Annotated in this window: 22 protein-coding genes; 16 read left to right on the forward strand and 6 right to left on the reverse strand. The window is 73.2% G+C overall.

Features of this window, described 5'->3' with window-relative positions:
• Positions 1-3 precede the first annotated feature (3 nt).
• The 4 genes from ABD993_RS08190 (at position 4) to ABD993_RS08205 (ending at position 3,582) form a co-directional block, all read left to right on the forward strand.
• Positions 4-570 (forward strand): PadR family transcriptional regulator, encoded by a 567-nt coding sequence (locus ABD993_RS08190; protein WP_345414338.1) that lies wholly within the window; start codon positions 4-6, stop codon positions 568-570.
• Positions 567-1,640, forward strand: a complete 1,074-nt coding sequence (locus tag ABD993_RS08195; protein WP_345414340.1) for an inositol-3-phosphate synthase — start codon at positions 567-569, stop codon at positions 1,638-1,640. Before ABD993_RS08190 ends, ABD993_RS08195 begins: the two co-directional genes overlap by 4 nt.
• A 506-nt stretch (positions 1,641-2,146) precedes the next feature.
• Positions 2,147-2,704, forward strand: a complete 558-nt coding sequence (locus ABD993_RS36640) for a C40 family peptidase (RefSeq protein ID WP_425568915.1) — start codon at positions 2,147-2,149, stop codon at positions 2,702-2,704.
• 194 nt (positions 2,705-2,898) lie between these two features.
• Positions 2,899-3,582: an SDR family oxidoreductase gene (locus ABD993_RS08205; RefSeq protein WP_345414342.1), complete on the forward strand. Its 684-nt coding sequence runs from the start codon at positions 2,899-2,901 to the stop codon at positions 3,580-3,582.
• 134 nt (positions 3,583-3,716) lie between these two features.
• Here the strand turns inward: ABD993_RS08205 and leuS are convergent, their stop codons facing one another.
• Positions 3,717-6,575 carry a leucine--tRNA ligase gene (leuS, locus tag ABD993_RS08210; RefSeq protein WP_345414344.1) on the reverse strand — a complete coding sequence of 953 codons (2,859 nt, stop codon included), beginning with the start codon at positions 6,573-6,575 and terminating at the stop codon, positions 3,717-3,719.
• A 353-nt stretch (positions 6,576-6,928) separates the two neighbouring features.
• On the opposite strand from leuS, the gene ABD993_RS08215 reads away from it, so the two are divergent.
• Positions 6,929-7,366: an SdpI family protein gene (locus ABD993_RS08215; RefSeq protein ID WP_345414346.1), complete on the forward strand. Its 438-nt coding sequence runs from the start codon at positions 6,929-6,931 to the stop codon at positions 7,364-7,366.
• Between the two features lie 78 nt (positions 7,367-7,444).
• Here ABD993_RS08215 and ABD993_RS08220 read toward each other — a convergent pair whose 3' ends face one another.
• The 3 genes from ABD993_RS08220 to ABD993_RS08230 are packed head-to-tail and all read right to left on the reverse strand — an operon-like array spanning position 7,445 to position 8,944.
• Entirely contained in the window at positions 7,445-7,771 is a 327-nt protein-coding gene (locus tag ABD993_RS08220) for a hypothetical protein (protein WP_345414347.1), read from the reverse strand.
• Positions 7,772-7,806: 35 nt separating this feature from the next.
• Positions 7,807-8,304: a DUF427 domain-containing protein gene (locus ABD993_RS08225; RefSeq protein ID WP_345414349.1), complete on the reverse strand. Its 498-nt coding sequence runs from the start codon at positions 8,302-8,304 to the stop codon at positions 7,807-7,809.
• 46 nt (positions 8,305-8,350) lie between these two features.
• A complete protein-coding gene (locus ABD993_RS08230; RefSeq protein WP_345414351.1) occupies positions 8,351-8,944 on the reverse strand; it encodes a YqgE/AlgH family protein in 594 nt (197 codons plus the stop codon).
• A 43-nt stretch (positions 8,945-8,987) separates the two neighbouring features.
• On the opposite strand from ABD993_RS08230, the gene ABD993_RS08235 reads away from it, so the two are divergent.
• A complete protein-coding gene (locus ABD993_RS08235; protein WP_345414353.1) occupies positions 8,988-10,391 on the forward strand; it encodes an MFS transporter in 1,404 nt (467 codons plus the stop codon).
• Here ABD993_RS08235 and ABD993_RS08240 read toward each other — a convergent pair whose 3' ends face one another.
• Complete coding sequence (locus ABD993_RS08240) at positions 10,392-11,867, reverse strand: CCA tRNA nucleotidyltransferase (RefSeq protein WP_425568916.1); 1,476 nt, start codon at positions 11,865-11,867, stop codon at positions 10,392-10,394.
• 106 nt (positions 11,868-11,973) lie between these two features.
• Here ABD993_RS08240 and ABD993_RS08245 point away from each other — a divergent pair, with 106 nt between their 5' ends.
• The 8 genes from ABD993_RS08245 (at position 11,974) to ABD993_RS08280 (ending at position 20,729) form a co-directional block, all read left to right on the forward strand.
• Positions 11,974-12,468: an NUDIX hydrolase gene (locus ABD993_RS08245; protein ID WP_345414355.1), complete on the forward strand. Its 495-nt coding sequence runs from the start codon at positions 11,974-11,976 to the stop codon at positions 12,466-12,468.
• Positions 12,465-14,870, forward strand: a complete 2,406-nt coding sequence (locus ABD993_RS08250) for a DUF6049 family protein (protein WP_345414357.1) — start codon at positions 12,465-12,467, stop codon at positions 14,868-14,870. Before ABD993_RS08245 ends, ABD993_RS08250 begins: the two co-directional genes overlap by 4 nt.
• 45 nt (positions 14,871-14,915) lie before the next feature.
• Positions 14,916-16,586 carry a protein kinase family protein gene (locus ABD993_RS08255; protein ID WP_345414359.1) on the forward strand — a complete coding sequence of 557 codons (1,671 nt, stop codon included), beginning with the start codon at positions 14,916-14,918 and terminating at the stop codon, positions 16,584-16,586.
• Positions 16,587-16,653: 67 nt separating this feature from the next.
• Positions 16,654-17,208, forward strand: a complete 555-nt coding sequence (gene sigM, locus ABD993_RS08260) for an RNA polymerase sigma factor SigM (RefSeq protein ID WP_345414361.1) — start codon at positions 16,654-16,656, stop codon at positions 17,206-17,208.
• Positions 17,205-17,849: a hypothetical protein gene (locus ABD993_RS08265; protein WP_345414363.1), complete on the forward strand. Its 645-nt coding sequence runs from the start codon at positions 17,205-17,207 to the stop codon at positions 17,847-17,849. The genes sigM and ABD993_RS08265 overlap by 4 nt, the downstream gene beginning before the upstream one ends.
• A gap of 91 nt (positions 17,850-17,940) precedes the next feature.
• Positions 17,941-18,942, forward strand: a complete 1,002-nt coding sequence (trxB, locus tag ABD993_RS08270; protein WP_345414365.1) for a thioredoxin-disulfide reductase — start codon at positions 17,941-17,943, stop codon at positions 18,940-18,942.
• Between the two features lie 26 nt (positions 18,943-18,968).
• Positions 18,969-19,298: a thioredoxin gene (gene trxA / locus ABD993_RS08275; protein ID WP_345414367.1), complete on the forward strand. Its 330-nt coding sequence runs from the start codon at positions 18,969-18,971 to the stop codon at positions 19,296-19,298.
• A gap of 276 nt (positions 19,299-19,574) precedes the next feature.
• Positions 19,575-20,729: an N-acetylmuramoyl-L-alanine amidase gene (locus ABD993_RS08280; RefSeq protein WP_345414369.1), complete on the forward strand. Its 1,155-nt coding sequence runs from the start codon at positions 19,575-19,577 to the stop codon at positions 20,727-20,729.
• A gap of 105 nt (positions 20,730-20,834) precedes the next feature.
• Here ABD993_RS08280 and ABD993_RS08285 read toward each other — a convergent pair whose 3' ends face one another.
• On the reverse strand, positions 20,835-21,491 hold the full coding sequence (locus tag ABD993_RS08285; protein WP_345414371.1) for a GNAT family N-acetyltransferase: 657 nt from the start codon (positions 21,489-21,491) through the stop codon (positions 20,835-20,837).
• 228 nt (positions 21,492-21,719) lie between these two features.
• Between ABD993_RS08285 and ABD993_RS08290 the strand changes: the two genes are divergently transcribed.
• Positions 21,720-23,063, forward strand: a complete 1,344-nt coding sequence (locus ABD993_RS08290) for an aminotransferase-like domain-containing protein (protein WP_425568917.1) — start codon at positions 21,720-21,722, stop codon at positions 23,061-23,063.
• A 1,180-nt stretch (positions 23,064-24,243) separates the two neighbouring features.
• Complete coding sequence (locus tag ABD993_RS08295; protein ID WP_345414373.1) at positions 24,244-25,191, forward strand: D-alanine--D-alanine ligase family protein; 948 nt, start codon at positions 24,244-24,246, stop codon at positions 25,189-25,191.
• The last annotated feature ends 548 nt before the right edge of the window (positions 25,192-25,739 follow it).

Consider the following 25,739-nt stretch of genomic DNA (forward strand, 5'->3'; position numbering starts at 1 on the left):
GCGGTGCTCGAGTTCGCGATCCTCGGCCTGCTCGCCGAGAACCCGATGCACGGCTACGAGCTGCGCAAGCAGCTCGGCGTGCGGCTCGGCGGCTTCCGCGTCTTCTCCTACGGCTCGCTGTACCCGGCCCTGCGCCGGCTGCTGCGGGCCGGGCTCATCGCCGAGGACGAGGCGGACGCCGAGACGGGCTGGTCCAAGCGTTCGCGGCGGACCTACCGGATCACCGCGGAGGGCAAAGAGCGGTTCGCCGAGCAGCTGGCCGAGTCCGGCCCGCAGTCCTGGGACGACGAGGGCTTCGGCGTCCACGTCGCCTTCTTCTCCCGCACGCCCGCCGAGACCAGGATGCGGATCCTGGAGGGGCGGAGGCGGGCGGTGGAGGAGCGGCGCGAGGGCCTGCGGGCGGCGTTGGCCAGGGCGGGCGAGCAGATCGATCGCTACACCCGCGAGCTGCACGAGCTGGGGCTGGACACCACCGAACGCGAGGTGCGCTGGCTGAACGAGCTGATCGAGCGGGAACGTCATCCCGGCGACGAGGCCGGAACCACCGGAGCAAAGGGAGAACCTGCATGAGTGAGGTGCGAGTCGCCGTCGTCGGCGTCGGCAACTGCGCGGCGTCGCTGGTCCAGGGCGTGGAGTACTACAAGGACGCCGACCCGACCGTGCGTGTCCCCGGGCTGATGCACGTCGACTTCGGCGGGTACCACGTCCGTGACGTCACGTTCGTCGCCGCGTTCGACGTGGACGCGAAGAAGGTCGGGACCGACCTGGCCGACGCCATCAGGGCCAGCGAGAACAACACCATCAAGATCGCCGACGTGCCGCCCACCGGCGTCACCGTCCAGCGTGGACACACACTCGACGGGCTCGGCCGCTTCTACCGCGAGACGATCACCGAGTCGGACGAGGAGCCGGTGGACGTCGCGCAGGTCCTGCGGGACACGAAGGCGGACGTGCTCGTCTCCTACCTGCCCGTGGGCAGCGAGGCGGCGGATCGGCACTACGCGCAGGCGGCGATCGACGCGAAGGTGGCGTTCGTCAACGCGCTGCCCGTGTTCATCGCCTCCGACCCGGTGTGGGCGCAGAAGTTCACCGACGCCGGCGTGCCGATCGTCGGTGACGACATCAAGTCCCAGGTCGGCGCGACCATCACCCACCGGGTGCTGGCCAGGCTGTTCGAGGACCGCGGGGTGCAGCTGGACCGCACCATGCAGCTCAACGTGGGCGGGAACATGGACTTCCTGAACATGAAGGAGCTCGAGCGGCTCGAGTCGAAGAAGGTGTCCAAGACCCAGTCGGTGACCAGCCAGGTCGACCGGGACATGGGCAAGGACAACGTCCACATCGGCCCGTCGGACTACGTGGCCTGGCTGGACGACCGCAAGTGGGCCTACGTGCGGCTCGAGGGCCGCGCGTTCGGCGACGTCCCGCTGAACCTGGAGTACAAGCTCGAGGTCTGGGACTCCCCGAACTCGGCGGGCATCATCATCGACGCGGTGCGGGCCGCGAAGATCGCCCTCGACCGGGGCATCGGCGGCCCGATCCTGTCGGCGTCGAGCTACTTCATGAAGTCCCCGCCGGAGCAGTACGACGACTCAACGGCGCGTGAGGCCGTGGAGGCGTTCATCCGGGGCGACGCCTGATCGTCCCCGCCCCCGTCGGGCCTCGACCGGTGACTCCGGTCGGGGCCCGATTTTCTTTGTGGAGTGGAAATGTTCGGCGTCGTTCCAGACCGGAAGGGGTTTCACTCGGGTGGCGCAATAACAGAGGGATAACGGCGACGGTGCGCGCTCCGGTCACCTGCATCGGGCAGCTCTGGTGCCGGATCACATGAATATCACGTGTGTGGTTCCACCGAATGAGTGGTCACGGGAGTGAGCGGCCTCACCCGATTCACTACCGCAGAATGCGATATGCGTCATAGCAACCTGCTTAATGCGTTCGTAATTTGGCGGACGGCCCCGAGACATCGGGCACCACTCCGGTGCCCGGGATCGGGGTCACCGCCCGGACGGGCGGGTGCCGTTCCCCGCCCGGGCTCCCCAGATCCGGCGGGTGACATCCCCACCGCACCCGCTACGTGGGACCCACGCTCTCCCCCGAGCACGGACCTGCGGTCGACCGGCGGTGCGACCAGAGGATTCACCCAGTGCCCACGCACAAACCCGCGCTCCTGCGCACCACCGTCGTCGCCGCCACCGCGGCGGCAGCGGCCTTCTTCACCCTCACCCCGGCCGCCACCCAGGCCGCTCCCGCTCCGTCCGTCGCCCAGGCCGCCCCCGTCGAGGTGGCCACCCGGACGGTCTCCCTCGCCGCTCCCGCGAACGTCGTCGCCGCGGCCGCCCAGACCGCCTCGCCCGCCGCGACGCGCGCCGCGGCCCTGCAGACGGCGATGGCCCAGATCGGCAAGCCGTACCGCTACGGCGCCACGGGCCCCTCGGCCTTCGACTGCTCGGGGCTGACCTCGTTCGCGTTCAAGAACGCGGGCGTCTCGATCCCGCGGACCAGCCGCGCCCAGTCGACCGTCGGCACGCCCGTCTCGCGGGCCGACCTGCAGCCCGGCGACCTGGTCTTCTTCTACAAGCCGGTCAGCCACGTCGGTATCTACATCGGCAACGGCCAGGTCGTGCACGCGAGCACGAGCGGGCAGCCGGTGAAGATCGGCAGCGTCGACAAGATGCCGTTCAGCGGCGCCCGCCGGGTCTGACCTCCCCTCGCTGGTTCGGCGCACCCGGATCGGGTTCGCTCCCGCAGTCGCCTGCGCGAGGGTCTGATGATCACGGTTCGTGGTGATCATCGGACCCTGAGGCGGATCCGATCATGAAGACACCTGTGTGAGGGTCCGTTGATCGCCGGAACGCGTGATCAGCAGGCCCTGACGCGGGCTCGTAGGGTGCGGCCATGACCTCCCGGCCGCTCGCCCTCGTCACCGGCGCCTCCCGCGGGATCGGTGCCGCCACCGCCCGCGCCCTCGCGCCCACCCACGACCTCCTGCTGGATGGGCGGGACGCGGTCGCGCTGGAGACCCTGGCCGGCGAGCTGCCCGGGGCGTCCGCCTGGCCCGTCGACCTCACCGACGACGGTTCGGTGGTCGCCGCGGTCACGGCGTTGGGCATCGAGCGGCTGGACGTCCTGGTCCACTCGGCCGGGGTGGGCCTGCTCGGCACCGTCGCGGAGACCTCACCGGAGACCTGGCGGCGGCAGTTCGACGTCAACGTCGTCGCGGTCGCCTCGCTCACCCGGATCCTGCTGCCCGCGCTCCGGGCCGCGCGCGGGGATGTCGTGCTCGTCAACTCGGGCGCCGGCTACACCGCCCGCCCAGGCTGGGGCTCGTACGCCGCGAGCAAGTTCGCCCTGCGCGCCTTCGGTGACGCCCTGCGCGCCGAGGAGCCCGACCTGCGCGTGACGTCCGTCCATCCCGGACGGGTCGACACCGAGATGCAGCAGGCGGTCGTCGCGCACGAGGGCGGGGAGTACGACGGCTCGACGTACCTCCGCCCCGGGTCCGTGGCGGCCGCGATCGTCGGCGCGGTGCAGGCGACCCCCGAGGCGCTCGTCCAGGAGATCGTCCTGCGCCCGCGCTAGACCCCTCGTCGAGACCGGGCGGCCGCGCACCGGCTGTGGTGCCCGGTGTCGCGATACGCTCGAACGATCAGGGCTCCGCCGTGACACGACGGCTCACGGCGGCGCCGACGTGTCACGGTCGGACGGATCCCGGGTCAGCGGACGACATTGACCAGCCGCCCCGGTACCACGATGACCTTCTTCGGGGCCGCACCCTCGAGCGCCGCGACGATCTTCTCGTCCACCAGCGCCGCCGCCTCGACCGCGGCCCGGTCCGCGTCCGCGGGGACCGTCATGCGGGAGCGGACCTTGCCGTTGACCTGGATCGGGTACTCGACGGTGTCCTGCACCAGGAACCGCTCGTCCGCGACGGGGAAGTCGGTGTAGGCCAACGTCTCCGCGTGGCCGAGGATCGACCACAGTTCCTCGCTGATGTGCGGGGCCAGCGGCGCCAGCATCAGGACCAGCGGCTCCGCCACCGACCGCGGCGCCCCACCGGGGTACGCCTTGGTCAGGTGGTTGTTCAGCTCGATCAGCTTCGCGGCGGCGGTGTTGTAGTGCAGGGCGGGGTAGTCCTCGCGGACTCCGGCGATCGCCTTGTGCAGGGCACGCAGGGTCTCGGCGCCGGGCTCGTCGTCCGTGACCCGCGCCTCACCCGTCTCCTCGTCGACGATGTTGCGCCACACGCGCTGTAGGAACCGCTGCGGTCCGACGACGTCCCGGGTCGACCAGGGACGCGAGGCTTCCATCGGGCCGGTGTACATCTCGTAGAGCCGGAAGGTGTCCGCGCCGTAGCGGTCGCACATCTCGTCCGGCGTCACGACGTTCTTGAGGGACTTGCCCATCTTCCCGTACTCACGGGTGACCGGCTCACCGTTCCACGTGAAACCACCGTCCGGTCCCTCGACGACCTCCTCGGCCGTCACGTACAGCCCGCGCGCGTCGGTGTAGGCGTAGGCCTGGATGTAGCCCTGGTTGAACAGCTTGCGGAAGGGCTCCTCGCTGGTCACGTGACCCAGGTCGAACAGCACCTTGTGCCAGAACCGCGAGTACAGCAGGTGCAGCACCGCGTGCTCGACGCCGCCGATGTACAGGTCCACGCCGCCCGGGTCGACCGGCGAGATCGCCGGGTCCTTGCCGATCCAGTACTTCTCCGCCTCGACGCCGACGAACCGCTCGGAGTTCTCCGGGTCCAGGTAGCGCAGGTAGTACCAGCAGGAACCGGCCCACTGCGGCATCGTGTTGGTCTCGCGGCGGTACTTCTTCGGCCCGTCGCCCAGGTCGAGCTCGACCTCCACCCACTCCTCCGCGCGGCCCAGCGGCGGCTCGGGCTCGGTGTCCGCGGCGTCCGGGGCGTAGGTCTTGGGGGAGTAGTCGTCCACGTCCGGCAGGACGACGGGCAGCTGCGCGTCCGGCACCGACAGGGGCCCGTACTCGTCCCAGACGATGGGGAACGGCTCGCCCCAGTAGCGCTGCCGCGAGAACAGCCAGTCCCGCAGCTTGTACTGGACGACGCTGTCGCCCGAGCCCTTCGCCGCCAGCCAGTCGATGATCGCGCGCTTGGCCTCCGCCACGCCCAGCCCGTTCAGGCTGATCTCGGCGTTGGCGGAGTTGATCGCGGGCCCGTCGCCGGTGAAGGCCGCACCCTCCCAGCCCTCGCCCGGGTCGACCGTGCGCACGATCGGCAGGCCGAACGCCGTCGCGAAGTCCCAGTCCCGCTGGTCCTGCGCGGGAACGGCCATGATGGCGCCGGTGCCGTAGCCCATCAGCACGTAGTCGGCGACGAAGACCGGGATGGACTCGCCGTTGACCGGGTTGACGGCGAACGCCCCCGTGAAGACGCCGGTCTTCTCCTTGTTCTCCTGGCGGTCCAGCTCGGACTTCCGCGCCGCGGCGGCCCGGTAGGCGGCGACCGCCTCGGCCGGGGTCGCAGCGCCGCCGGTCCAGCGGGAGTCGGTGTCCGCGGGCCAGTCGGCGGGGGTCAGTGCGTCCACCAGCGGGTGCTCGGGCGCCAGGACCATGTAGGTCGCGCCGAACAGCGTGTCCGGACGGGTGGTGAAGACCTCGATGTCCGCGGGGTGGGTGGGAGACGGCACGGCGAAGCGCACGGCGGCGCCCTCGGAGCGCCCGATCCAGTTGCGCTGCATGGCCTTCACCGACTCGGGCCAGTCGACCCGGTCCAGGTCGGCGGCCAGCCGGTCGGAGTACGCGGTGATCCGCATCATCCACTGCTTGAGGTTGCGGCGGAACACGGGATAGTTGCCGCGCTCGGAGCGGCCGTCCGCGGTGACCTCCTCGTTCGCCAGCACCGTGCCCAGGCCGGGACACCAGTTGACCGGGGCCTCGGAGATGTAGGCCAGCCGGTGCGAGTCGATCAGCGCGCGGCGCTCGCCCTCGAGCAGCTCGGCGTAGGGGCGACCGTCCGGCGTGGGGCGGGCGCCGGACTCGAACTCCGCGACCAGGTCCGCGATGGGCCGAGCGCGGTCCACGGACGTGTCGTACCAGGACTCGAAGATCTGCGTGAAGATCCACTGGGTCCACCGGTAGAAGGTGACGTCCGTGGTCGCGATGGAGCGGCGCGGGTCGTGGGCCAGGCCCAGCTGGCGCAGCTGCTCCTTGTACCGGGCGATGTTCGCCTCGGTCGTGATGCGCGGGTGCGTGCCGGTCTGCACCGCGTACTGCTCGGCGGGCAGGCCGAAGGAGTCGAAGCCCATGGGGTGCAGCACGTTGTGGCCGGTCATGCGCAGGTAGCGGCCCAGCACGTCCGTGCCGATGAAGCCCAGCGGGTGCCCGACGTGCAGCCCCGAGCCCGAGGGGTACGGGAACATGTCCATCACGTAGGCCTTGGGCTTCTCCGAGCCCGGCTCGCCCGGGTTGGGCGCGTGGAACGTGCCCTCGGCCTCCCAGCGGTCCTGCCAGCGGCGCTCGATCGCGGTGGCGAGCGCGGCGTCGTACCGGTACGGCGGGGAGGCGGATGCCTCGCCGGGTGCGACCGTCGTGCTGTCCGTGCTCATCGCTCACCTCGAGGAGGAGCCGCGTCGCCGCGGCTCGGCTGATGGACCTGACGCACCGGCCCCCGTCACCACCTCGGACCGCGTCGACGCGGCAGGGGTGCGGACGTGCCTGCGACGGGCCGCGGAGCGCACCTCCCAGGGTAACGCCGCTGGCCGACGGGCCGCGAAGGGGTTGCGGCCGAGCGAACACCTGCCCCTCCCGCTTCCCCGGGTCGCCGTCGGGCGACTGCCGGCGAGTGCACGTTTCGTGCTGTCAGGGCGCCCAGAACAGTGACAGCACACCCCGAGGCCGCTCCACGTGGCCTGCGACTCTCGCTCGACGGGCCGGTTCGCGCGTTGTCTACGCTGGTCCCGTGCCCACGACCCTGCGCCTCGTGCTCGCCGTGCTGTTCCTGCTCGCCGGGATCGCGCTCGTCGCGGTCGCGGTGCTCGGGGCGCGGTCGCGGCTGCGGCGCAACGGCTGGATCGGCGTGCGCACCGCGGCGACGCTGGACTCCGCGCCCGCCTGGGTCTCCGCGAACCGGGTCGCGGCGCCGCCGCTCGGCGCGGCCGGTGCCGTGGCCCTGCTCGCCGGGCTCACCCTGGTCGCGGGCCCCGCTCCGGTCCTGGCCTGGATCGTGACCGGCGTGGGTGTGGTCGGGTCTCTGGTACTCACCGGGATCGGCGGGGCGCTGGGCGACCGGGCGGCCCAGCTCGAGACCGCCTCGCGTGCCGAGGCGCCGCAGCCCGCTGGCTGCGCGGGCACCTGCGCCGGGTGCGATCTCGTCGCGGGCTGCCGTCCCCAGCCCTGAGGCGCCCTACACCTCGGCGGTCTGCCCCAGCTCCGAACCGCACTCCCACTTCATCTATACGTACGTCTGAGACGATCGTCAGAACGGCTGGCCGATCCGGTAGTCGCCAGCCGCGTCGAGCACGGTCACCGGGATGGACCGCACCCGGCCCGCGCCCACGACCTGGCAGAACAGCACCGTCCTGGGGTCGATCACGACCCGCGGCGGGCACTCGACGCTCGCCAGGGCCAGCGGGGCGGTGGCCGGGTCGGAGGCCAGGAAGTCCCGGACCTCCTGCTCCAGCCGGGCGCCGTCGATGGTCGGCTGCGGCTCCGCCTGTGCCGTCCCCGAGACGGGGACCGCACAGGCGACGGACAGCGCCGCCACGGCCCCGACGACGATCGCGTGGACCAGCGAACGCGGCATGGCGGCCTCCGGGGGGTCGGCGGGACCCCAGGATCTCACCAACCCCAGCTTCCCGGACCCCCCTTGAACGGCCCGACGACGTCCGCGGTGACCCAGCCCCCGTAGAACCCGCCGGGCTGCGGCACGACCCGCTCGTCGTCGAGCAGGATCTCGTCGAAGGGCGCGGCGTAGAGCGCCACCCGGTCGGTGACCTCGGGGTACCGCACGTCCGGCCGGGGGTACCACCAGCCCACGGCGCGCAGCGGGTCCGCACCCGGCACCACGACGTCGACGTACCGGGCGGTGCCCTTCCACTCACAGAAGGTGGTCCGGTCGTCCGGGCGCAGGACGCCCTCGGCGAACGCGGCCCGCGACAGGTAGTACGTCGGCGGGTGGCTGGTCTCCAGGACCCGCACCACGTCCGCGGTGTCGACGACGACCGTGCCCGCATGCCGCACGACCACCCGCCGCGCGACCGCCTCGGCCCGCGGTGGGCGGGGGTAGTCCCAGACCGACTCCTGGCCGGGTCCGGGCGTCACGGGGGTGGCGCGCATCGGCTCACGCTACGCGTCATACGTCTGTCCTAGACGTACGTATGAATCAGTTGAGGCCCATCTCGACGGGGAACGTGGCGAGGAGGGCGAGCGGCGGTCCCTGCCTGCGGAGCACCCGGCCCCAGAGATCGGCGTGCCTGCCGGAGGTGACGTCGTCCGGCAGGCCGGGGACGACGAACCAGTCCCCACGGGAGATCTCCCCGTCCAGCTGCCCGGCGTCCCACCCCGAGTACCCGGCGAACACCCGGAGCCCGCGGATCCGGGGACGCAGCGGCGCGGGATCGCTGTCGAGGTCGACCAGCGCGACGGGGCCGTTCACCGACACGACGCCGGTCAGCCCGTCCGGCCGCTCGCCGGGCTTGAGGACGGCGAGGCACAGCGCGGTGGTGCCGTCCACGGGACCACCGACGTACACACTGCCCGGCGCGGCCGCGAGAGCCGACCACGCGGGCAGCACCTCCTGCACCGACGCCTCCGACGGCCGGTTCAGCACCACGCCCAGGCTGCCCTGGCTGCGGTGCTCGACGACGTACACCACCGTGCGGGAGAAGTTCGGGTCGCTCAGGCCCGGAGCCGCCACGAGAAGGGTGCCGGGGCCGACCGGGGTGGCGGCCTGCCGGCCGGGGCGCTCGTCCCTCACGCGCCCATGTTCGCACCCCGGTCGGGGGACGTACGCTCCACCCGTGTCCCGCCCCGAGCCGGCCCTCGCCGCCGCCGTCCAGACGGCGGGGAGGAGCAAGGTCGGGGTGCGGGCCCTGGTGCGCGGGCGCGGGTTCCGGCGGCTGCTGGCCGTCCGGGTCCCGGCGCAGTGGGGGGACGGGTTCTTCCAGGCCGCGCTCGGCGGGGCGGTGCTGTTCAACCCCGAACGGCAGGCGGATCCGCTCGCCGTCGCCGCGGGGCTGGCGGTGATGCTCCTGCCGTACTCGTTCATCGGGCCGTTCGCGGGCGCGCTGCTGGACCGCTGGGACCGCCGCCGCGTGCTGCTCGTGGCCAACCTGCTGCGCGGGGTGCTGATCCTGCTCACCGCGGCGGCCGTCGCGGGCGGGGTGGACGGTCCGCTGCTCTACCTCGGTGCGTTGGCCGTGGTCGGGGTGAGCAGGTTCGTCGGGGCGGGGCTGTCGGCCGCGTTGCCGCACGTCGTCGAGCCGCGGAACCTGGTCGAGGCGAACGTCGTCGCCGCCACCGCCGGGGCGGCCTCCGCCGCGATCGGCGGCGCGACGGCGATCGGGGTGCGCGAGCTCGTCGGCGCCGGCAACGCGGGCTCGGGCCTGACGGCGTCGGTCGCCGTCCTCGGGTCGGTGGTCGCCGCCGTCGTCGCGGCCGGGTTCGCGCGGCGCGCCCTGGGCCCGGACGCCACCCCGCCGGACTCGCGCGCCGTCCTGTGGGACTCGCAAGCGGTGGGGTCGGACTCGCGGGCTGTGGAGGCGGACTCGCGGGCGGGCGGGCGGCGGCGGGATCTGACCGCCGTGGCGCACGGGTGGGCGGACGGGGCGCGCGCGGTCCTGCGCGTGCCGACGGTCGGCGCGGCGTTCTGCGCGGTCGGCGCCCACCGGCTGGCGTTCGGGATGAGCACGCTGCTGTCGCTGTTGCTGTTCCGGTACGCCTTCCAGGACGTCGGACCGTTCAAGGCGGGGCTGGCGGGCGTGGGGCAGGTCGTCGTCGCGGCGGGGGCGGGGCTCGGCCTGGCCGCGCTGCTGACCCCGTGGCTGACCCACCGCCTGGGCCGCGCGACGACGATCCGGGTCGGCCTGGTCACCGCCGCCGTCACCCAGGTGACCGTCGCCTGCTTCACCACCGTGCCCACGGTCCTGGCCTGCGCGTTCGTGCTCAGCACGGCGGGTCAGATCGTGAAGCTGTGCGCGGACGCGGCGATCCAGGAGGAGACCGCGGACGAGATGCGCGGGCGGGTCTTCGCCCTCTACGACGCGCTGTTCAACACCTGCTACGTCCTCGCCGTCGGCACCGCGGCGCTGCTCAGCCCGCCGGACGGGGACTCGCCGTGGCTGCTGGGCTCCGCCGCGGGCCTCTACCTGCTGGGCCTGCTCGGCCACGACCTGGAGCTGCGGCGACGAGCACGCCGTTCATGATCAGAGGTTCTCGGCCGCCCAGCTGCGCAGCTCCGCCTCCGCCTGCTCCCGGGTCAGCGGGCCCCGGTCCATGCGGACCGCGAGCAGGTGCTTGTACGCCTTCCCGACCTGCGGACCCGGCGGGACGCCCAGGATCTCCATGATCGCGTTGCCGTCCAGGTCCGGCCGGATCGAGTCCAGCTCCTCCTGCTTGCGCAGCTCGGCGATGCGGTTCTCGAGCGAGTCGTAGGACCGCTGCAGGGCCGAGGCGCGGCGCCGGTTGCGGGTGGTGCAGTCCGAGCGGACGAGGCTGTGCAGCCGGTCCAGCAGCGGCCCGGCGTCGGTCACGTACCGGCGCACGGCGGAGTCCGTCCACTCGCCCTTGCCGTAGCCGTGGAACCGCAGGTGCAGGTAGACGAGCTGCGCGACCTCGTCGATCACGTGCTTGGGGTAGCGCAGCTCGCGCAGCCGCTTGCGCACCATCTTCGCGCCGACGACCTCGTGGTGGTGGAAGCTGACGCGCCCGTCCGCCTCCTTGCGCCGGGTCGGCGGCTTGCCGACGTCGTGCAGCAGCGCGGCGAGCCGCAGCACGAGGTCCGGCCCGTCCGTCTCGCGGTCGATCGCCTGCTCCATGACGACCAGCGAGTGCGTGTAGACGTCCTTGTGCTGCATGTGCTCGTCGATCGCGAGCCGCATGGCGGGCACCTCGGGCACCACGTGCTCGGCCAGCCCCGTGTCCACGAGCAGCTCGATCCCGCGCCGCGGGTGGTCCCCGAGCAGCAGCTTGGAGAACTCCGCCTGCACCCGCTCGCGGGTGATCCGGGTGAGCTCGCCGGACATCGCGGTCATCGCCTCGACCACCCGGTCGGCCGGGGTGAACCCCAGCTGCGAGACGAACCGGGCGGCCCGCAGCATGCGCAGCGGATCGTCCGCGAAGGACTCCTCCGGCGCGGCGGGGGTGTCCAGGACGCCCGCGGCCAGCGCGGCCAACCCGCCGTAGGGGTCGACGAAACGCCGCGCGCCGGGCTCGGTGTGCACCTCGACGGCCATCGCGTTGACCGTGAAGTCCCGCCGCACGAGATCGCCCTCGAGGGTGTCCCCGAACCGCACGACCGGGTTGCGGGACTGCCGGTCGTAGGCGTCCGCGCGGAAGGTCGTGATCTCCAGCGTGTCGTCCGCGCGGCGGACGCCGACGGTGCCGAACGCGATCCCGGTGTCCCAGGTCGCGTCCGCCCAGCCCGCGACGATGTCCAGGATCGCCTCGGGTCGCGCGTCGGTGGTGAAGTCCAGGTCCGTCCCACCGCGGCGGAGCAGCGCGTCCCGCACGCTGCCGCCCACCAGGTAGAGCGCGTACCCGGCGGCGCGGAAGCGGTCGCCGAGCTCCGCGGCGACGGCGGGGATGTCGAGCAGCTCCACGAGGGCATTCTCCTGGGCACGGCGGAGCGCGGCCGGGTCCGCGTCCACTGAGGGCGCGGCGATCACGAGCGGGGAAGACACGGCGGGCCAGTGTACGGGCGTGGTCGCATCGCTCGCGCGAGGGCGCGTGACGCACCGGGTTCGCGCGGAACCCGCCCGCGCGCCCCCGGCTCGTTACCATCGCCGCATGTCCTCCTCCCGCGGTCGCTCCGGAGGGCGCCGCGCGGGACGGCCCACCGAGCGACGCCGTCGTCTGCGCACGGTGGACGAGACGTCGGCGGGCGGGCTCGTCGTCGACCGCGAACTGGGTCGCGCGGCGGTGATCGGCAGGTTGGACCGGCGCGGACGGCTGCTCTGGTCCCTGCCGAAGGGCCACATCGAGGCCGGTGAGACGGCGGAACAGGCGGCGGTGCGCGAGGTCGAGGAGGAGACCGGCATCATCGGGCGCGTGGTCGCACCCCTGGGCACGATCGACTTCTGGTTCGTCGCGGAGGACCGCCGCGTGCACAAGACCGTGCACCACTTCCTGATGCGGGCCCTCGGCGGCGACCTGTGCGACGACGACGTCGAGGTCGCCGAGGTCGCCTGGGTCCCGTTGGGCGAGCTGGAGGCCCGCCTGGCCTACGCGGACGAACGCCGCTTGATCCGGCGGGCCACCGAACTGCTGGAGGAGACCGCGTGAGAGCGGCCGCGGCGCTGCTCGCGGTGCTCGCGGTCCTCCTGCTGGGCGCGGCCCCCGCCGCGGCGGAGCCGGAGGCCCCGGTCGCCGAGCGGGACACCGGCCTGCGGCTCGACGTGACCGGGGTCGGTCCCCGGATCGTCACCGCGGACTCGTCGACGCTGGTGGTGACCGGGCAGCTCACCAACACCGGTCCCAGCGCCGTCTCCGCGATCGGGGTGCGGGTGCAGCGCAGTGACCCGCTGCGCACCGAGGCCGCCGTGCGGGACGCGCTCGCCGGCGACGACGCGGCGGACGCCGTCACGCCGGACTTCACCGACCTGCCCGACCTGGCCCCGGGTGCGTCCGCCCCGGTCACCCTCTCGGTCCCGCTCACCGGCCCGGCGGCGTCGACCCTCGCGCTGACCCGGGTCGGGGTGCACGCGCTGTTGGTCAACGTCAACGCCACCCGGGACGGGGTCCGCTCCCGGATGGCCGCGGTGCGGATGCTGCTGCCCGTGCTCGGGCTGCCGGGGCAGCCGGGCGCCCCCGACCCGCACCCGACCACGGTGCTCTACCCGCTGGTCGACCCGCCGCGCAGGCTCCCGACCGTGCCCGGCGAGCCGGTCACCCTCACCGACGACGACCTGGCGGCATCCTTCGCCCCCGGCGGCAGGCTGGACGGCCTGGTGGACGCCCTGGCCACGCGCGCACCCGTCGGGTCGCCGCTGCGGGCCGGGGTGTGCGTCGCGGTGGATCCCGAGCTCGTCGAGACCGCGTCCCAGATGTCCGGCGGCTACCAGGTGCGCGCGGCGGAAGGCACCCTCACGCCGGGCGCGGGGGCGGACGCCGCCCGGGCCTGGCTCGCCAAGACGTCCACCACGCTGCGCGGCAGCTGCGTGCTGGCCCTCCCGCAGAGCGACGCCGACCTGGTCGCCCTGGTCCGCTCCGGTGCGTCGGACCTCGCCGCCCGCGCCGTCGCGGACGGGCGCCGGATCGCGGGCCAGCTGCTGGGCACGCCCGTCCTCGCCGACACCGTCTGGCCGGTCGCGGGGGCGCTGGACGAGCCCACCCTGCAGGACGTCGCCACGGCCGAGGACGGCTCGTCGGCCGTCGTCCTCGCGGCGGACGCGCTCGACCAGGGCGGCGCGGCCAGGACCGCCGGGGTGCTGCCGATCGCGGGCCCGGACCGGAACACCACCACGACCGCCGTGCTCACCGATCCGCTGCTCACCGAGGCCGCGACCGGGGCCGGGGACACCACGGCCAGCCGCAGCCCCGCGGGCGGCCCGGGGCCGTTGGGCGCGCAGGACGCCCTCGGCGCCCTCGCCTTCCGTGCGCTCACCGCCGACCCCGCCGCGGGCCCGCTCGTGCTCGCCCCGCCGCACGAGTGGCGGATCGACGGGCAGGGCGCCGCGGCGCTGCTGGAGGGCGTCGGCAGGCTCATCTCGACGGGCGCGGTGGAGCCGCGCGCGCTCGGCGCCTCGGTCGCGGCGGGGCCTGCCCCGGAGGCGGACCGCGAACGGCTGGTCTACCCGCTCCGGATCGGCGCGCAGGAGATCCCGCCCGCCGTCGTGCGGAACCTGACCGCCGCCCGGGACGATGTCGAGCGGCTGCGCGCGGCGTCGGACTACGAGGTCGGGGTCGGCGCGCCGCCCGATCAGGTCTTCGATCCGCTGCTGCGCGGGCTGCTCCGCGGCGCGTCGGCACAGTGGCGCGGCCGACCGGCGGAGGCCGCCGCACAGGCCGACCTCGTCTCGGCCCGGATCGGCGAGCTCGTCGGGTCCGTGCGGGTGCTGCAGCCCCCCGGGCCGTTCTCGCTGGGCACCCGGGACGCGCCGGTGCCGCTGACCGTGGCCAACGGGCTCCCCATCACGATGACTGTTCGCGTCGAACTGACGAGTACCGCCGGTCTGCGGGTCGCGCCGATCCCGGTGCAGCGCGTCCCCCCGCTGGGGCGGGTGCAGGTCCGGGTGAACGCGGAGGTCCTGCGAGCCGGGCAGTTCACCGTCGAGGCGGCCGTCCGCACCCCGGACGGGGGAGCGCTGGGCGAGCCCACGCGGCTGCAGGTCCGCTCCACGGTCTACGGCACGGTCACGATCTGGCTGACGGCCGCGGCGGGCGCCCTGCTGGTCCTCCTCGCCGGTCGACGGATCTGGCGGCGCATCCGCGGGGACCGCTCCGGGTCAGGACCGGACGGGGGAACGGGTGGAGGGCCGTCCGGACCCTCCGGGCCCGACGGGCCGCCACCGCCGCCCGCCCGCCCCGCTCCGCCGATGGCCGTCGGGCCGCCACACGACTCATCGACGCAGGTCCGCCGGGTCATGCACCCGGCGGGTCCCGGTCCCGGTGACCGGGAGGTGCCCGCCGTGGGGCCGCACGTGACGCGGCGCGGGATGTCGTCCGCGGACGGTGATCTGCCGTAGGCTGGCCGGCGCGGGGGTGGCGGTTCCGCACGAGGGGGACGAGACGTGAGCGGGCAGGCGGGGGAGAAGGCCGTGTCCGGCGCGGGGATCACCGTGCCGACCGGCGCGCCGCCGATCCCGAGCCCCGCCGTCGCACCGGACGACACGCCCCGCGCGAGCGCCCCCGGGCGCCCCAGCCCGGTCCGGTCCACCGCGGGCAGCGGCGCGGGCACCGTGCTCGCGGGCCGCTACCGGCTCGTCGCGCGGGTCGGGTCCGACCTCAGCGCGGGAGCCGAGTTCTGGCGGGCCGAGGACACCGTGCTGCAGCGGGACGTCGGGCTCACCGTGCTGCGCCGCAGGCCCGCCGACGAGGGGCAGGACGATCCCGAGGGCACCGCGCGGGCCGCGGAGATGATCGTCCGGGCGCTGCGCTCCGGGGGCTTCGAGCACCAGGGCTGCGCCCGCCTGCTGGACGTCCTGGCCGCCAACTCGCCGGGCGTCCCGCCGGACGTGCTCGGCGCGGCCGTGACCGAGTGGGTGGCGGACCGCAGCCTCACCGAGGCCGTCGCGGACGGGCTGATCAAGCCGCACCGCGCCGCCCGGATGGTCGCGCAGCTCGCCGCCGCCGCCGAGGAGGCGCACGGGCGCGGGCTGGTGCTCGGCACCGACCACCCCCAGCGGATCCGGGTCACCGGGGACGGGCGGGCGCAGGTCGCGTTCGTGCTGCCGCGCCCCGGCGTCGAGCCCGAGGACGACGTCCGCGGCCTGGGCGCCGTTCTCTACACGCTGCTGACCTCGCGCTGGCCGCTCTCCGGGTCGGACGCCGCCCGGGCGGGCCTGCCCTCGCCGACGCGGGAGGAGGACGGCTCGCCGGTCCCGCCCTCCGCGCTGCGGCCCGGGGTCCCGGTCGAGCTGGACGCCGTGTGCGGGGCCGCGCTGGCGGTCACGCCGCCGAGCGGCGTCGGTCGGGTGCACACCGCGGCCGCCGTGCGTCGGATGATCGACGAGGTGGTGGCCGAGGACGAGCGCGCCGCCCTGTTCCCCCCGGAGCACGACGGGGTCGCGGTCGGGCCGGACGACGTCTGGCAGGCCAGGACCCGCAGGACCGAGAACCGGGACCCGCGGCGGCGGCGCAAGCTCGCGATCGGGCTGGGTGTGCTGGCCGCGGCGGTGCTGGCCGTGCTCGGCTACCTCGGCGTGCAGATCGGGTCGCTGTTCGGCGAACCGTCCGCGCCCGCGATCGTGGTCGGCGAGCAGAGCACCGCCAGTGCGGTGCCCGGCGGGCCCGCGGAGAGCGTCCCGATCACCGGGGTGTCGATGGAGGTCGTGGACGACCAGGGCGACCGGGACAACGCCGACCAGGTCGACCGGGCCGTCGACGGCGACCCGCGCACCGCATGGGCGACCTACACCTACCGGCAGCAGCTGCCCGCGCTCAAGCCCGGCGTGGGGCTGATGGCGTCGTTCGCGAGCGTCGAGCAGCTGTCCCGGATCATGATCACCTCGCCCAGCGCGGGCACGGTGGTCGAGGTCCGGTCGGCCCCCAGCGCCACGGCCGACCTCGCCGACACCACGCTGCTCACCCGGAAGACCCTCGACTCCGGCGAGACCATGATCTCCCTGGCGGACAGCCAGCCCGTACAGCACCTGCTCGTGTGGGTCACGAAGCTGAGCGGGAGCGGCGAGGCCTACGTCAGCCAGGTGGACGAGATCGTCTTCTACCGCGCGGGCAGCTGATTCGCAGAAGTGAACGGTTCCGGCCGTTCGGCGCCGGACTCGGAGGCGCGCTCCTAGCGTCCGCCGGGTGCCCCTGCTCGACGCCCGTTCCGACCGCGCGTTGCTCGCCGCGTTCCGGGCGGGGGAGCGCCAGGCGTTCGACGAGCTGGTCCGCCGCCACGGCGACCGGCTGTGGTCCGTGGCGCTGCGTGTCCTGCGGGACCCGGACGACGCGGCGGACGTCGTCCAGGACGCGCTGCTCTCCGCCTACCGCCGGGCCGCGGGCTACCGCGGGGAGGCGGAGGTGAGCACCTGGCTGCACCGGATCGTGGTGAACCGGTGCATCGACCGGATCCGCCACGAGCGGGCACGCCCGCACGTGACGCTCGGCCGCAGGCACCACCTCCTGCACGCGGCGGGAGACCCTGCGGAGCGGACCACGACCCGCCTCGCGGTGGTGGACGCGCTGGGTCACCTGCCCGTCGAGCAGCGGCTGGCGGTCGTTCTCGTCGATGTGGAGGGATATCCGGTGGCGGAGGCGGCGGCCATCCTGGAGGTGCCGGTGGGGACGGTCAAGAGCCGCTGCGCCAGGGGTCGGATCCGGCTCGCGGCGCTGCTGGGGCACCTGCGGGAGCAGGCATGACGACGGGGGGCGGGCTCACCCGGATCGCCGAGGCGGCGGCCGGGCTGCCGGACGAGGAGTCCGCCGCGCGCGTCCTGGCCGCAGGGGAACCGGACACGGCTCGGGTGCTGCGGGCCCTGGCGGCGACCCGTGCCGACCTCGCCGCGGTGCCGCGGGAGCGGCTGCCCGCCGCCGTCGCCGGGGCACTCGCGACGGGGTTCGACGCGATCGACCGGGGGGCGGCCGGTTCCACTCCGGCGCCGGTGGACGCGACCGGACGCCGGGCCGTCCCGCCCACCGGTCGCCGACGACGGCGCGGTCTGCTGCTCACGGCCGCGGCGGCCGCCCTCGTGGGAGTGGCGCTGACCGGGCCCCCACCGTCGGCACCACCGACCGATCTCCGCTCCGCCGCGAGCCGTGTTCTCGCCGAGCGGACGCGGGACGTCGGCACCCTCGCCGACCCGCCCGCGTTGGTGTCCTGCCTGCTCAGGGCGGGTGCCTCCGCGCCGACCGGACCGTTGCTCGCCGGGCGCCCGGTGCGGCTCGGGGGCACCGACGGCGTCCTTCTCGTCATAGGGACGGGAATACGCGGGGTGGTCCGCGCGGTCGTCCCGACACCGGGCTGCGACCGGATCCTGGCCGATCTCACCGTGGGTGGGTGACACGCCCCACACCACCGCGAGGGGCCGGGGAATGCCCGCTTCTAGGATCGTGTTGAGCAGGCCAGCACGTCGGACGAGGAGTGAGGCACCGGTGACCACCGAGCAGAAGATCCACGACCTGATCATCATCGGGTCCGGTCCGGCGGGGTACACCGCCGCGGTGTACGCCGCGCGCGCCCAGCTCTCCCCGTTGGTGTTCGAGGGCAGCCAGTTCGGCGGCGCCCTGATGACCACCACCGAGGTCGAGAACTTCCCCGGTTTCACCGACGGGATCATGGGCCCCGAGCTCATGGAGCAGATGCGTGGCCAGGCCAAGCGGTTCGGCGCGGACCTGCGCTCCGAGGACGTCGAGTCCGTGCAGCTCGAGGGCACGGTCAAGGAGGTCACCGCCAACGGCGTGACCTACCGGTCCCGCGCGGTGATCCTGGCGATGGGCGCCGCAGCACGCTACCTGGGCATCCCCGGTGAGCAGGAGCTGCTCGGCCGCGGCGTCTCCGCCTGTGCGACCTGTGACGGCTTCTTCTTCCGCGACAAGGACATCGCCGTGATCGGCGGTGGCGACTCCGCGATGGAGGAGGCCACCTTCCTCACCCGCTTCGGACGGACGGTCACCGTCGTGCACCGGCGCGACGAGTTCCGCTCGTCGAAGATCATGCTGGAGCGCGCGCAGAACGACCCGAAGATCCACTGGCAGCTGAACAAGGCCGTGGAGGAGGTCGTCGGCGAGAACGGGGTCACCGCGCTCAAGCTCAAGGACACGGTCACCGGCGAGGAGTCGCTGCTCGAGGTGTCCGGCATGTTCGTCGCGATCGGCCACGACCCGCGCAGCGCGCTGGTCCGCGGCCAGGTCGAGCTGGACGAGGAGGGCTACGTGAAGACGCAGGCCCCCACGACCTACACCAATGTCCCCGGCGTCTTCGCCGCAGGCGACCTCGTCGACCACACCTACCGCCAGGCGATCACCGCGGCCGGCTCCGGCTGTTCCGCGGCCATCGACGCCGAGCGCTGGCTGGCGGACGCCCCGATCGACGCCGAGCTCGCGGGCGGCGGCTACGGCTCCGACACCGCCGACGTCGCCGCGGCAGTGCGCTGAGACCCCCAGAGAAGGAGACATCGCAGATGGGCAACAACACCGTGGACGTCACCGACGCCACGTTCGAGAACGACGTCCTCAAGAGCGGCAAGACCGTCCTCGTGGACTTCTGGGCCACGTGGTGCGGGCCGTGCAAGATGGTCGCCCCGGTGCTGGACGAGATCGCCGGTGAGCACAAGGACGACCTGACCGTCGCGAAGCTGGACATCGACGCGAACGGCAAGACCGCCCAGCAGTACCAGGTCATGTCCATCCCGACGATGATCCTGTTCAAGGACGGCAAGCCGGTGAAGACGATCGTCGGCGCCAAGCCGAAGGCCGCTCTGCTCAGCGACCTCTCGGACTACCTGGGCTGATCTTCCGCCCTTTCGGGGGTCGTCGGGGGCCGAGCCTTCGCGGGTTGCCCGGGGCGGAGCCCCCGACTGTGAGGATACGGCCGGTCGCCGATCTCCTCGCACGCCCGGCGATCATCCTTCCGGCGGCGCGGCCGTCCGGCGCGTGTCCCCGCCGTTCACGGCGGGGACACGCCCATGCCGGGGCCGCTGTCCCCCGTCCGGGGCCGCGCGGTGCAGAATGGTCGGCGGCCTGGACCGGGAAACCGGTCCGCGACGTCGAGACCGAGCGAGGGGTGCATGCAGCTGCTCCGCCGCGGTGACCGTGGAACAGCGGTCGTCGAGATCAGGGACACGCTGCGTCGGTTCGGCCTGGTGGCCGCCGCACCCGGCCCCACCGCGCCCGACCTGTTCGACGCCGAGCTGGAGCGTGCCGTGCAGGCCTTCCAGCAGCGCCGTGGGCTCATCACGGACGGGATCGTCGGGCCGGACACCTACCGCGCGCTGCGCGAGGCGGGCTGGAGCCTGGGGGACCGGATGCTGGCCCTGCTCGTGTCGTCGCCGATGAGCGGGGACGACGTCGGGCAGCTGCAGACCCGGCTGCTCGAGCTGGGCTACGACCCCGGCCGTCCCTCCGGGGTGTTCGACGAGCAGACCGAGGCCGCGCTGCGCCGCTTCCAGCGGGAGTACGGCTTGGCCGCGGACGGGGTCTGCGGTCCCGCGACGCTGCGCGCCCTGCGCCAGCTCGGCCGCAAGGTGACCGGCGGCAGCCCCGGCCTGCTCCGGGAGCAGGAGCTCCTACGGCGGGCCGGACCGCGGATGCGCGGCAAGCGGATCGTGGTCGACCCGGGTCACGGCGGCCTGGACCGCGGTGTGCAGGCCTCCGGGGTCTGCGAGGCGGACCTGATGTGGGACCTCGGGCGCAGGCTCGTCGGGCGCATGTCGGCGACCGGGATGGAGGCGCTGCTCTCCCGTCGGGAGGACACCTGCCCCACGGACGCCGAGCGGGCGGGCTTCGCCAACGAGGCCAACGCGGACCTCGTACTTTCTCTTCACTCTGACGCGAATCAGAGCATGCACGCCCAGGGCCTCGCGACCTTCCACTTCGGGAACGGCTCCGGCGCCACCTCCACGGTCGGCGAGGCGCTCGCGGGACTGATCCAGCGTGAGCTGCTCACCCGCACCGCGATGTTGGACTGCGGCAGCCAGGGGCGGACGTGGGAGCTGCTGCGGCTCACCCGCATGCCGACGGTCCGGGTCGAGCTCGGCTACCTCACGCACATCGGGGACCGACAGAAGCTGCTGGACCCCGGGTTCCGGGACGTCGTCGCGGAGGGGATCCTCGTCGCCGTCAAGCGGTTGTACCTGCTCGGGCAGAACGACCAGCCGACGGGGACGTTCACGTTCTCGGACGTGCTCGCCCACGAGCTGCGGAACCAGGCGCAGGCCATCTAGAGCTCAGCGACCTTCTCAGGGCCGGGAATCGGTAGTTCCGGCCTCCCCGCGCCCCTTACTCACACCGATGTGTTTCAGCCGCTCAGCGGGCGCTACAGCAAGCCCTCAGATCGCCTGTACGCGCGCGGGAATCCGCTGCGCGGGCGGAGCCGCGGGCTGCATCGGAATCGTGATCGTGCCGAGGAGTTGCTCGAGCGCGTGCTCGACGTCCTCCTTCCACGTGATCCCCGACCGCAGCTCCATCCGCAGCCGCGGCCACCGCGGGTGTGGACGGACGGTCTTGAACCCGACGCTGCGCAGGAAGTCCGCCGGGACGATGCAGCCGGGCTCACCGCCGGGCTTCGCCTCGCCGAACGCCTCAACCGCCTTGACCCCACGACGGGTGAGGTCCTTGACGACGGCCTGCGCCAGCATCCGCCCCAGCCCCTCGCCCGCGAACTCGGGCATGACCTGGAGGGTGGTCAGCAGCACGGCGTCCGCGCTCACCGGGCCGGTCGGCATCTCGGTGGCGCGCGGGACGGCCGACGGCGGCGCGTACATCACGTACCCCGCGGGCGCGCCCCGCACGTAGACGATCTTCCCGCAGGAGCCCCACTCGAGGAGGATCTCCGAGACCCACGCCTCCTTCTCCAGCTCGGTGGTGCCGAAGTCCTCCGCCTGCTTCGCGAGGTGCGGGGCGAGCTCCCAGAACACGCAGGAGCGACAGCGCTTGGGGAGATCCCCCAGGTTGTCGAGGTTGACCGCCGTGACGTGCCAGGACAACGTGCTACCTCCGGCGGGTCCCGGTGGGGACCGCTCCAGTTCGTGGGCCCCCGTGTGATCACGAGGGACGTCTGATGGTAGGTCGGCGAGCGGGCGTCCGACACCCCGTCGGCGACGACCGGTCAACCGGCCTCGCCGAAGGGCGGGCCGTACACCCTTCCTGGTTACACTCAAGTGCTTCTTCCCGGCGCCCCAATGGCGCTCCGATGTCGATCTGGAGGATCCCTCGTGACGATCCCGCCGTCCCCGAACCGCCGCGACGACGTCGAGCGGGCCGCGGCGGCAGCGGCGCCGGTCCCTCCGACCGAGCGGTTCGCAGCACGGACGTCCGGGATGGTCGCCTCCGAGATCCGTGCGCTGTTCGCCGTCGCCAGCAGGCCCGAGGTCGTCTCGCTCGCCGGTGGGATGCCCAACCTCGCCGCGCTCCCGCTGGAGACGCTGTCCGAGGAGATCGGCGACCTGGTCGCCCGCGAGGGGCAGGTCGCGCTGCAGTACGGGTCCGCCCAGGGCGTGCCCGCGCTGCGCGACCAGATCTGCGACGTGATGCGCGAGGAGGGCATCGAGGCGGACCCGAACGACGTCGTGGTGACCGTCGGCTCGCAGATGGCGCTCGACCTCGTCACCCGGCTGTTCTGCGACCCCGGTGACGTCGTGCTGGCCGAGGGGCCGTCGTACGTCGGCGCGCTGGGCAGCTTCGCCGCGTACCAGGCGCAGGTGATCCACGTGGCGATGGACGCCGAAGGACTCGTGCCGGAGTTGCTCGAGGAGGCGCTGCGCACGCTCGCCGCCCGTGGGATCACCCCGAAGTTTCTCTACACGATCCCGAACTTCCACAACCCCGCAGGCGTGACCATGGCCGTGTCGCGGCGGCAGCGGGTGCTCGACCTGTGTGCCGAGTACGGGGTGGGGGTGGTCGAGGACAACCCCTACGGCCTGCTCGGCTTCAGCGGCACCCGGTACCCCGCGCTGCGGTCGCTGGACCGCTCGGTGATCTACCTCGGTTCGTTCTCCAAGACCTTCGCCTCCGGCCTGCGCGTGGGCTGGGCGCTCGTCCCTCCCGCCGTCCGGGACCGGCTGGTGCTGGCAGCCGAGTCCGCGACGCTGTGCCCGCCGAGCTTCACGCAGATGGTCGTCTCCCGGTACCTGGAGAAGCAGGACTGGCGCGCGCAGGTGAAGACCTTCACCGAGCAGTACCGCGAGCGCCGGGACGCGATGCTGACCGCACTGGAGACGCACCTGCCCGAGGGCTGCTCCTGGACGGTGCCGGACGGCGGCTTCTACGTCTGGGTCACCCTTCCCGAGGGCGTCGACGCCAAGGCGATGCTGCCCCGCGCCGTCACCGCCCGGGTCGCCTACGCCTCCGGCACCGGCTTCTACGCGGACGGGCTCGGCAGCCGCCAGCTCCGCCTGTCCTACTGCTATCCGACGCCGGAGCGCATCACCGAGGGCGTGCGACGGCTGGCCGGGGTCATCGAGGCCGAGTTGGACGTCCGCCGTACCTTCGGCCTCCCCGCCGCCCCGCCGCGGGAGCTGCGCCGGGGCTCGCACACCCCGTCACCCGACACGGCCTGACACCGCCCCGACGGATGTCTCGTGGCTGCGGGGCGTCCGTCCGGATTCGGTGTTTCACGTGAAACGGGGGTGCGGGCTCTCCGTGATCCAGCATCGAGGAGCGGAACGGTCGGGAATCGACCCCGCCTCTCCCCGGGAGTCGATCTCGGCACCGCGGGGTGGGCGGCAGCGACCCACAATCCGTTTCGACGGACGCGCGGGCGGCGGGTCCCAGGCATGAGAAGCGGGAAGCCTCTGCTTCCTCCACACACTAGCCGTCCGTCGCGAACCCCAGCCTTCTGATTGCGGCCCGCCTCGCGTCAGGCCCGCGTCAGGGCTGAAGTCCACTCTATCCACGCCGCGACAATCCCGGCTTCAGGCGCGCACCACGTCCGCTTCACCAGGCCGAGGTCAACGCCGCGCGACCGTACGCGCAGCCAACCCCTCGGCCGGCGCAGTCATCCGGTACACGCAGCGTCTTGGGCCTCACGTCAAACCAGACACGCTCATCAGCCGCTCCATCCCGCCACCCACCCGTTCCAGCAGCGGTCGTGCGTCACCAGCGACTCCGTCCAGCAGCCCCGCGTCCACCGCCGTCACGCTCACGAGCGGCCACGCTCAGGAGCTGCCACGCCCCACCAACCACCGCACCTCACCGACTGCCGTACCCACCAACTGCCGCACCCCACCAACCGCCGCGCCCGACGCGGGCGCGCCTCGCATTGCTGCACGTCGAACCAGGCCTCATCCCTCTCGCCACCAAGCACTCGATACGTGCTGGGTGAGCAAGTGGGCGGACACGCAACGGTGACCTGCCCACGCCTCCGACAACACGGCCACTGTGGGCGCCGCCATCCTGGCGAACCTGTGCCGACGAACCGCCGACCTGCCCAGGAAGACCTGAACCGACTCCGCTCCTGGCCGTTGCGCCGTGCGGGCGTTGCAGTCGCCGCGCAACGAGGTGGGCGACTCGCCCCAACACTGCCGCGGCCTCACACCCGCGAGTCAACCGCGTGCCGCGGACACGCGCCCCCGAGACCCGATCGCCCGCGTCGCGACGGATTCATCAGGGTTTCGTCTGGACTCGTCGCGACGTCGAGGGGAGTCAGCCCGGGGCAGGATGTAGACGCGCGGCCGGTCATCGTTCCACGTGAAACATCCCCGTCGAGGGCGTCCCTCCACCGTGGCGGAGAATGCCGGGGTGAGCGATCGAAGCGTGGCGGTGTTGGCGGGCGGACTCTCCCACGAGCGCGAGGTATCCCTCCGCTCCGGTCGACGTCTGGCCGGAGCGCTGCGCGCCAGCGGACTGGACGTCCGCGAGTGGGACGCCGACGCGACCCTGATCGAGCGCCTGCGCACCGAGCGTCCGGACGCCGCCATCGTGGCTCTACACGGGGGAGAGGGCGAGAACGGGGCCATCCACGCCGTGCTGGAGCTCCTCGGCGTTCCCTTCGTCGGCACTCCGTCCTCGGCCTGCCGACGCGCCTGGGACAAGCCGACGGCTAAGGCGGAGTTCGCGCGGGCCGGGCTCCACACTCCCGACTGGATCGCGCTTCCGCACACGACGTTCCGCGAGCTCGGGGCCCAGTCCGTCCTGGACGCGATGGTCGAGCGCCTCGGACTCCCGTTGATGCTCAAACCGGACCAGGGCGGTTCGGCGTTGGGCGCCCAGGTCGTGCGGGCCGCCGTCGATCTCCCCGCCGCCATGGTCAGCTGCCTCGCGTACGCCGACACCGTGCTCGCCGAGCGGTTCGTGATCGGAACCGAGGTCGCGGTCTCCGTCGTTCACGACCGCGCCGAGCCTCGGGCGCTGCCGCCGGTCGAGGTCGAGGCACCGGGCGGCGTCTACGACTACACCGCCCGCTACACCCAGGGGGCCACGACCTTTCACTGCCCGGCCCGCCTGTCCTCCGACACCATCGCCCTGCTGCAGAGAACCGCACTGGAGGCGCACGCCCTCCTCGGGCTCCGCGACCTCTCCCGCATGGACGCCGTCGTGGACGAGGAGGGGATGGTCCAGATCCTGGAGGTGAACGTGTCGCCGGGACTCACCGACACCTCCCTGCTCCCCACCGCGGTCGCCGCCGAGGGCAGCGATCTCGGCGCGGTGTTCGCTGCTCTGGTCGAGCGAGCGGTCGAGCGCGGCTGACCGCTTCACGTGGGCTCCCGCCGCTGGTCCGGGATCCCGGCGACCCCAAGGCCCTGGGCCCGGGCGCACGCACATCCTGCGCACCGACTCACGGACCTCCGCGGCGACGCTGCGCAGAGGCTTCGTGACCGCACCCACCGCGCCCACCGCACTCACTGCGGGAACCAGCGAGGATGCCCGAGCCTGCGCGTTCATCATCCAGTCCACCGCGCCAGCTCGAACCCACCGCACAAGCTCGAACCCACAATGCCACCCGAATCCATAACGGCAGCCCGAACCCACAACGCGCGTCCGGAACCCACGACGCGCACCCTCGATCCCGGCGCGTTCGCTTCCGAGCTCGGCAGCGCACGCCGCCCATCACGCGACGTCGGACGGGCCGGCTCCGTACCGCGTGCCCGGCGATCAGAGAGGCTCGGAGATTCCCGTCGACGCCACCCGTTTCACGTGGAACACCGCCACCAGGATCCACCCGGTCTCGACGTGCGACGTCCCACCGGCGTCTGGCGGCCGTCCGGATCACCCCGGAAGACGGTGCTGACCGAGGA

It is taken from the genome of Pseudonocardia xishanensis (genome assembly GCF_039541715.1).
Classification (GTDB): Bacteria; Actinomycetota; Actinomycetes; order Mycobacteriales; family Pseudonocardiaceae; genus Pseudonocardia; species Pseudonocardia xishanensis.